Annotated in this window: 3 protein-coding genes, 1 tRNA gene and 2 rRNA genes (1 of these 6 only partly in view); 5 read left to right on the top strand and 1 reads right to left on the bottom strand. The window is 61.5% G+C overall.

What is annotated here, in order from left to right; all coding sequences use genetic code 11:
* The 5 genes from U1738_RS15580 to U1738_RS15560 all read left to right on the top strand — a co-directional run.
* Positions 1–2,623, top strand: a 23S ribosomal RNA gene (locus U1738_RS15580) (it extends 169 nt beyond the left edge of the window).
* A 154-nt stretch (positions 2,624–2,777) separates the two neighbouring features.
* Positions 2,778–2,892 (top strand): 5S ribosomal RNA (gene rrf, locus U1738_RS15575).
* Between the two features lie 79 nt (positions 2,893–2,971).
* Positions 2,972–3,048 (top strand) — tRNA-Met (locus tag U1738_RS15570).
* A gap of 287 nt (positions 3,049–3,335) precedes the next feature.
* On the top strand, positions 3,336–4,493 hold the full coding sequence (locus tag U1738_RS15565; protein WP_332789966.1) for an aminotransferase: 1,158 nt from the start codon (positions 3,336–3,338) through the stop codon (positions 4,491–4,493).
* A gap of 162 nt (positions 4,494–4,655) precedes the next feature.
* Positions 4,656–5,435 (top strand): sulfite exporter TauE/SafE family protein, encoded by a 780-nt coding sequence (locus U1738_RS15560; RefSeq protein ID WP_332789965.1) that lies wholly within the window; start codon positions 4,656–4,658, stop codon positions 5,433–5,435.
* A 48-nt stretch (positions 5,436–5,483) separates the two neighbouring features.
* Here the strand turns inward: U1738_RS15560 and U1738_RS15555 are convergent, their stop codons facing one another.
* The gene (locus U1738_RS15555) at positions 5,484–8,492 is read right to left on the bottom strand and encodes a TonB-dependent receptor plug domain-containing protein (protein WP_332789964.1); all 3,009 of its coding nucleotides are present in this window, start codon (positions 8,490–8,492) and stop codon (positions 5,484–5,486) included.
* Positions 8,493–8,588 lie beyond the last annotated feature (96 nt).

Raw genomic sequence — 8,588 nt, 5'->3', positions numbered from 1 at the left:
AAACTAATTGGGGCAAGGTATCACTTAGCTGAATACATAGGCTTCGTGAAGCGAACCCGGCGAACTGAAACATCTCAGTAGCTGGAGGAAAAGACATCAACCGAGATTCCGTTAGTAGTGGCGAGCGAACGCGGACCAGGCCAGTGCCTGGAGTTCAACTAGCAGAAGTGTTTGGAAAGACACGCCATAGCGGGTGACAGCCCCGTATGCGAAAGTGAGACTTCAGGACTCGAGTAGGGCGGAACACGTGTAATTCTGTCTGAACATAGGGGGACCACCCTCTAAGCCTAAATACTCGTATGCGACCGATAGTGAACTAGTACCGTGAGGGAAAGGTGAAAAGCACCCCGATGAGGGGAGTGAAACAGTACCTGAAACGGATTGCCTACAAGCAGTAGGAGGGCTCATGTGGCCTGACTGCGTACCTTTTGTATAATGGGTCTGTGACTTAATGTATCAAGCAAGCTTAAGCCGTTAGGTGTAGGCGCAGCGAAAGCGAGTCTGAATAGGGCGCCAGAGTTTGATGTATTAGACCCGAAACCCGGCGATCTAGGCATGACCAGGATGAAGGTGCAGTAACATGCACTGGAGGTCCGAACCGATTAACGTTGAAAAGTTACCGGATGAGTTGTGTTTAGGGGTGAAAGGCCAATCAAGCCGGGAAATAGCTGGTTCTCCGCGAAAACTATTTAGGTAGTGCCTCGGATGGACACCGCAGGGGGTAGAGCACTGGATGGATGCGGGGGTCGCGAGACCTACCAACTCTAACCAAACTCCGAATACCTGCGAGTGATATCCGGGAGACAGACGGCGGGTGCTAAGGTCCGTCGTCGAAAGGGAAACAGCCCTGACCTACAGCTAAGGTCCCCAAGTCATCACTAAGTGGGAAAGCATGTGGAACTTCCAAAACAACCAGGAGGTTGGCTTAGAAGCAGCCATCCTTTAAAGAAAGCGTAACAGCTCACTGGTCTAAACAAGAGGTTCTGCGGCGAAGATGTAACGGGGCTAAAGTGATGCACCGAAGCTTAGGGTGTGCAGCAATGCACGCGGTAGCGGAGCGTTCCGTAAGCCTGTGAAGCGATCTGGTAATGGGTCGTGGAGGTATCGGAAGTGCGAATGCAGACATGAGTAGCGATAAAGAGGGTGAGATGCCCTCTCGCCGAAAGACCAAGGGTTCCTGCGCAAGGCTAATCCGCGCAGGGTGAGCCGGCCCCTAAGACGAGCCCGAAGGGGGTAGTCGATGGGAACCACGTTAATATTCGTGGGCCTGGTGGTGTGTGACGGATCTCGTGTGTTGTTCTCCCTTATTGGATTGGGAGGGCTTCGAAGAGGTTCCAGGAAATAGCCCCACCGTATAGACCGTACCCGAAACCGACACAGGTGGTCAGGTAGAGTATACCAAGGCGCTTGAGAGAAGTGTCCTGAAGGAACTCGGCAAATTGCCTCCGTACCTTCGGAAGAAGGAGGCCCTCACTGAGCGCAAGCTTTTTGAGGGGGCACAGGCCAGGGGGTAGCGACTGTTTAGCAAAAACACAGGGCTCTGCTAAGTCGGCTTCAAGACGACGTATAGGGCCTGACGCCTGCCCGGTGCCTGAAGGTTAAGTGGAGTGGTGCAAGCTGCGAAATGAAGCCCAGGTAAACGGCGGCCGTAACTATAACGGTCCTAAGGTAGCGAAATTCCTTGTCGGGTAAGTTCCGACCTGCACGAATGGCGTAACGACTTCCCCACTGTCTCCAGGACATGCTCAGCGAAATTGAATTCTCCGTGAAGATGCGGAGTACCCGCGGTTAGACGGAAAGACCCCGTGCACCTTTACTGCAGCTTCAGAGTGGCATTAGGAAAGAACTGTGTAGCATAGGTGGGAGGCTTTGAAGCGTTGGCGCCAGCTGACGTGGAGCCATAGGTGAAATACCACCCTGTTGTTTTCTGATGTCTAACCCAGATCCATGAAACTGGATCGGGGACCCTCTGTGGCGGGTAGTTTGACTGGGGCGGTCGCCTCCTAAAGAGTAACGGAGGCGCGCGATGGTGGGCTCAGGACGGTTGGAAACCGTCTGTTAGAGTGCAATGGCATAAGCCCGCCTGACTGCGAGACTGACAAGTCGAGCAGAGACGAAAGTCGGTCATAGTGATCCGGTGGTCCCTCGTGGAAGGGCCATCGCTCAACGGATAAAAGGTACGCCGGGGATAACAGGCTGATAACCCCCAAGAGCTCATATCGACGGGGTTGTTTGGCACCTCGATGTCGGCTCATCACATCCTGGGGCTGGAGCAGGTCCCAAGGGTTTGGCTGTTCGCCAATTAAAGTGGTACGTGAGCTGGGTTCAGAACGTCGCGAGACAGTTTGGTCCCTATCTGCCGTGGGCGTCGAAATTTGAGAGGAGTTGACCCTAGTACGAGAGGACCGGGTTGAACATACCTCTGGTGTACCTGTCGTTCTGCCAAGAGCGCAGCAGGGTAGCTATGTATGGACGGGATAACCGCTGAAAGCATCTAAGCGGGAAGCCTCCCTCGAGATAAGATTTCATAGAGCCGTCGGAGACCACGACGTTGATAGATCGGATGTAGAAGTGCGGTAACGCATGGAGCTAACCGATACTAATTGCTCTATTTGCGCTTGAGAGTCCCACCATCAACGACAGCACTGGGTGACCAGCGTGCATCGGACGATGGCTGCGGATGATTAAGCTCACGCCTAATAAACAACTACCATGCCTTCACTGCATAAACGTGCATCGATTTTACAAGAACATCTTGCCGCTCACCGGCTTCATTGCTTGGTGGCTATAGCGTCAGTGCCCCACCCGATCCCATCCCGAACTCGGCCGTGAAACCTGACTGCGCCGATGGTACTATCGCTCAAGCGATGGAAGAGTAGGTCGTCGCCAGGCATTGTAGCCGGTGAGCAGCAAAGATCACTTCAAAGAACCCATTCACATGTCACCTACCCTCGTTCCAACTCGGAACCGTCGCGGGGTGGAGCAGCCCGGTAGCTCGTCAGGCTCATAACCTGAAGGTCACAGGTTCAAATCCTGTCCCCGCAACCAATAACCGATCATCCACACCACGCCCCGTAGCGAAAGCTCCGGGGCTGTTCGCGTTCCGGCACGCCGACGACGCGCTACAAGCCAAGGGCGCGGCATCGTCGAGGGCGACAGCAATCCCGAGACGTTCCTGCCCTGAACACCTCAGGCGCGGGCTGGACGCGGCCGTCTCCGGCATCGTATCGACGGGGACGCGCGGACCATTCCGTCGCGGATATGAGGGTGCAGACCTTGCGCGAACATCCCGGCCCGCCGCGCCTGGCCCGGCGCATCCTGCCCGAGGGGCGCGGATGAACCCGCTCTATGCGAATATGCCGACGAGCATCTTCGAGGAAATGTCGCTGCTCGCGCGCCGGCACGATGCGATCAATCTCGGCCAGGGGTTCCCCGACGACCCCGGCCCCGCCGACCTGCGGCAAGCCGCCGCCGAGGCGGTGTTGCACGGCCCCAACCAATATCCGCCGATGATGGGGCTGGACGTGCTGCGCCGGGCGGCGGCGGAGCATTACCGGCGTTTTCAGGCGCTCGATATCGACGCGGCGAACATATTGGTCACCTCCGGCGCGACCGAGGCGCTGGCGGCGGTCTTGCTTGCTTTGATCACGCCGGGCGACGAGGTGATCGTGATCCAGCCGGCCTATGACGCCTATGTGCCGCTCATCCTGCGCGCCGGCGGCGTGCCGCGATTCGTCTCCGTCGCGCCGCCGGACTGGCGGCTGCCGATCGCCGACATCGCGGCGGCGATCGGCCCGGCCACCCGCCTGATCCTGTTCAACAATCCGATGAACCCGGTGGCGCGCGTGTTCGACGCGGGCGAAGTGGATGCGCTGGCTCAACTCTGCGTGCGCCACGATCTGATCGCGATCTGCGACGAGGTGTGGGAGCATGTCCTGTTCGATGCCCGCACCCACCAGCCGTTGATCGCACGGCCGGGTATGGTGGGGCGTGCCGTGAAGATCGGCTCGGCCGGCAAGATCTTCTCACTGACCGGATGGAAGGTCGGGCTGGTCGTCGCCGATCCCGTCTTGCTGGGGCCGATCGCCCGCGCGCACCAGTTCCTGACCTTCGCGACGCCGCCCAATCTGCAGGTCGCGGTGGCTTACGGCCTGGGCAAGGACGATGCCTATTTCCAGCAGATGCGCGCAGGATACCAGCGTGCGCGGGACCGACTCGCGGCCTTGCTCTCAAGCGCCGGCTATGCCGTGCTGTCGAGCGAGGGCACATACTTCCTGTGCGTCGATCTCGCCGCCTCCGGCATCGCGTGGGACGATCGCCGCTTCTGCCGCGATCTCGTCGCCGCCGCCGGCGTCGCGGCGATCCCGCTCTCCGCGTTCCACGCCACCACCCCGGACGATCACGTCATCCGCCTGTGCTTCGCCAAGCAGGATGCGGTGATCGACGAGGCCGGCGCACGCCTCGCGGCCTATCGGCGGTCGCTCGTCGATTAGCTGGGCCTCGCCCGGTGGCAGAAAATCTACCTCGCGCCACGATCGCGCTTCCGTCACGCTCGGTGAACGATTCGACCGCGAGCGAGGAGGGCGTATGAACGACAAGGCTTCGATCCTCCGCACGCTGGTGAGTGCGACCTCCCCTGATGTACCTCCATCGGCATGATCGGCGTGGATCTGCTCTATTCGCTGGCCGGGCTCGCCGTCGGCATTCTGGTCGGGATGACCGGGGTGGGCGGCGGATCGCTGATGACGCCATTGCTCGTCTTGCTGTTCGGCTTCCACCCGGTGACCGCGGTCGGCACCGATCTGCTCTATGCTTCGGCGACCAAAAGCGTCGGCACCGTCGTTCATGGCCTCGGCGGCTCGATCGACTGGAAGATCGTGCGCCGCATGGCGCTGGGCAGCGTGCCGGCCACGCTCGTCACGTTGGTGTCGCTGCGTTTTGCCGGCACGCATTTCGAGGGCACCGAACGGCTGATCACGATCACGCTCGGCCTCGCGCTCATCGCTACCGCGATCGCGATGCTGTTCCGCAATCGCATCGTCGCCCGGTTCGGCCATTCGCTGGATATGGTTTCGGATCGCCGCATCGCGCGGCTGACCGTATTGCTCGGCGCGGCGCTCGGCGTGCTCGTGTCGCTGTCGTCGGTCGGTGCCGGCGCGCTCGGCATGACCGCATTGCTGATCCTCTATCCGCGCCTGCCGACCGTGCGTCTCGTCGGATCGGACATCGCGCATGCCGTGCCGCTGACGTTCATCGCCGGGGCCGGGCATTGGGCGATGGGCTCGGTCGATCCGGCGCTGCTCGTCTCGTTGTTGATCGGTTCGGTGCCGGGGATCATCCTCGGCAGTCTGGTGTCGACGCGGATCCCAGAGCGGATCCTGCGCACCGTGCTCGCCGCGACGCTCGCGGTAGTCGGCGGCAAGCTTATCGTCTGACCTGACCCGTTCGCTCGAAACGAACGGGTCAGCGCAGGTCATCGCGCCCTAGCGGGTCTGGAAGCGGACACCGATGCGGAACTGGCGGCCGAGCAGGTCCGAATAGGTCGAATTCGCGGCCAGACCGGTTTCGGGCACCAGCAATGGCCAGCGATCGAACAGGTTGGTCACGTTGAAGAACAGCTGCGCATCGGCCCCGCCGGTACGGATCTTCGTCGTCAGGTTGAGATCGGCGTAGAACAGGCCGGAGACGTGGTTGCTTTCATAGGTCGGGAACTGGGTGGTCGAAAGCGGGCAGCCGGTCTGGCATTCGATGCCGTTGGCGACATATTTGCCCGCACTGACGCCGCGACCGGTCGCCGTGATCGAGAAATGGTCCGTGTCGTAGGTGGCGTTGACGCGGTAGATCCACTTGGGCGTCGAACCCTGTCCACCATTCACGCCGACCGTGTTGAGCACCACCGTGTTCGGGATGCCGCTGTTGAACAAATTCTCGATATAGCGCGTGGCCACGCCGCGCAGCGTGAAATTGCCCCCGGCCTTCGCGAAGATCGCATCCAGCGGGAAGCGATAGGACGCATCGATATCCACGCCGCGCGTCAGCTGGCTGGCGGCGTTGAACGGCTGGTTGCGGAACAGCAGATAAGGCTGGCCTGGCGCGGAGCGGGCCGGATCCTGGGTGTAGGCGGCGCAATAGGTCTGGTCGCCCTGATAGCACAGATTGAGGATGGTCTGCGCATCGAGCGTGCTGATCCCGCTCTTCAAATTGATGCGGTAATAATCGACCGACAGGTTGAAGCCGCGCAGGAAGCGTGGCGACAGCACCGCGCCGATATTCCACTGATCCGCCTTTTCCGGCAGCAAATTCAGATTGCCGGTGACCGTGGCAGAATAGCCGAAGGTCGCCGGGCCGTTCAGGCCGTCGCTGGTATAAGCGGGGTTGCGCACCGAATCGCTGTTCGCCGATCCCGCCTGATACAGCTCGTTCAAATTGGGTGCCCGGATGTCACGCGATCGCGTCACGCGGAAGCGGATGTCGGGGATCGGCTGCCAGGTCGCACCGGCCTTCCAGGTCGTGACGTACCCTGCGGTCGAATACCAGGTTGCACGCCCCGCGCCGTTGAGCTCGATGCCGAGACCCAGCGGCACGACGGTCTCGAGATAGGCTTCCTTCACATTGTATTGCCCGTTGGTCGGCAGGTAATTGCCGACCGACCAGCGGTTCGTCGTCGCCGTCGTCGTCACGGTCGGCTGGAACTCGGTGGGCACGAAGCCGCGGATCTTTTCCTTGCGATACTCGCCCCCGAAGGCGACGCTGACATCGCCGGCCCAGGTGGAGAAGGGGGTGATCGAAAGGTTGGCGGCGGCGTTGTACTGCTCGGTCACTTCGTCGCGGTACGGATTGCCCAGCACATAGGCGATCGCCGCCGGATTGGCGACGCCGATGCCCAGGCGGTTGAGCGGCACGCAGGCGGCGTCATCGTTGGTCGTATTGGCGTCCACGTTGACGCGGCACTGGATCGTTCCGGCCGCAAAGCCACCCGGATTGCCGGCGGCGGCGAACACCGCATCGGTGGCGTTGTTCATGCGCGTGATGTTCATCACGTTGCGCAACTGCTCGCGCAGGTCCGCGCGGCCATATTGGCCGTAAATGTTCCAGGTCGCGCGCTTGCCGAACAGCTCGGTGCTCCCCTCCGCACCGATCGAGTAACGCTGCACCTTGCGCCGGTTATCGATCGCGCGGAACGGCAGGTCGGCGGCGGTCGTCGCCACCGTCACGGTGTTGATGCCGGTCAGCCGGCTCGCGCCCAGCGCGTTGATGAGAAAGGCGTTATCGCGCTGATAGACGATGCCGGTCGACAGATTGGGACCGGCATTGAAGAAGATCTTCTGCTGGTTGTACGCGCCCTCCGCGAAAATCTCGATGCCGTCGGCGATCTCGTAGCTCAGCCGGCCGAACACGCCGTAGCGATCGTCCTTCGGATCGAGGCCGATGCGCCGGCCGGAATCGTTTACCTGCCACGATCCGCCCTGCGTCAGCGTCGGGGCCGCCGTGCCGGTGGGCGAGGGGAAGGTCAGCGCGCCATATTGGAACTGGTTCAGCCCGCCATTCTGCCCGAAATAGATGCCGCGCAGATTGTTCGCCGTCAGGCCGCTGCCGGCGAGGACGCTGTTGCCCGTGATCAGGCCGCCCGGTGTCGAGTTCGCCGCGCCGACCTGACGACGGATCAGGAATTGCGGCGTGGTGCTGCTTGCCGTCCAGGTCGGATCCTGGATGCGGACATAGCCGGTCGCGTTCCAGTCGCGATCGACCTGGAAGATGCCGTCGCGGTGCGCGACTTCGCCGGACAGTAGGATATGCCCGCGATTCTCGCTGCCGAAGGAAAGGCCACCGGCCACGCTGACCGAGTAATTGCGGCCATCGCCCTTGTCGGTGATGCCGCTGTCGATCGCGCCCTTCAGCCCGGTATATTTCTTGTCGAGCACGAAATTGACGACGCCCGCCACCGCGTCCGATCCGTAGGCGGCGGAGGCACCGCCGGTGACGACCTCGATGCTCTTCACGAGCTGCTGGGGAATGGTATTGACGTCGACCAGCCCGGTGATCGTCGATCCGACCGAGCGGCGCCCGTCGAGCAGGATGAGCGTGCGGTTGTCGCCCAGATTGCGCAGGTTGATCGTGTTGATGCCGGCCTGCCCGCTCGACAGATTGAGGCGCGAGTTGGCGGGGCGGGTCGATCCGGCGACCGATGGCAGCTGATTGACGAAATCGGCGATGTTGTTCGATGGCGACGAGTTCAGGATCTCCTCGCGCGTCACCACGGTCAGCGGGGTCGGCGACTGGAACCCGTCGCGCACCACGCGCGTGCCGGTGACGGTTATGTCATCCGCGCTGAGCGGTTCCGTGGTTTCGGCGGCCGGTTTGTCCGCGGTCACCTTGTCTGCGGTCTGCGCGGTGACCGGGGCAGCGATGCCGGCCGCGACGATCAGCGTCGCCAGGCTCGAAAAGCTCGCGAGCATCGAACGGTGCCGCCGGAATTGACCTGATTTCGTCATATAAGCCCCCTAATATTCACTCATGCCCCCGCCGGCTTGTCGCCGGTCGAAGTCCCGATGCCTCCCGCGGCAGTCCGTCGATCCTGCCGCCCGGCC

It is taken from the genome of Parasphingomonas caseinilytica, from assembly GCF_036663755.1.
Lineage (GTDB): Bacteria > Pseudomonadota > Alphaproteobacteria > Sphingomonadales > Sphingomonadaceae > Sphingomonas.
This window is presented reverse-complemented; position numbering and strand designations above follow the sequence as displayed.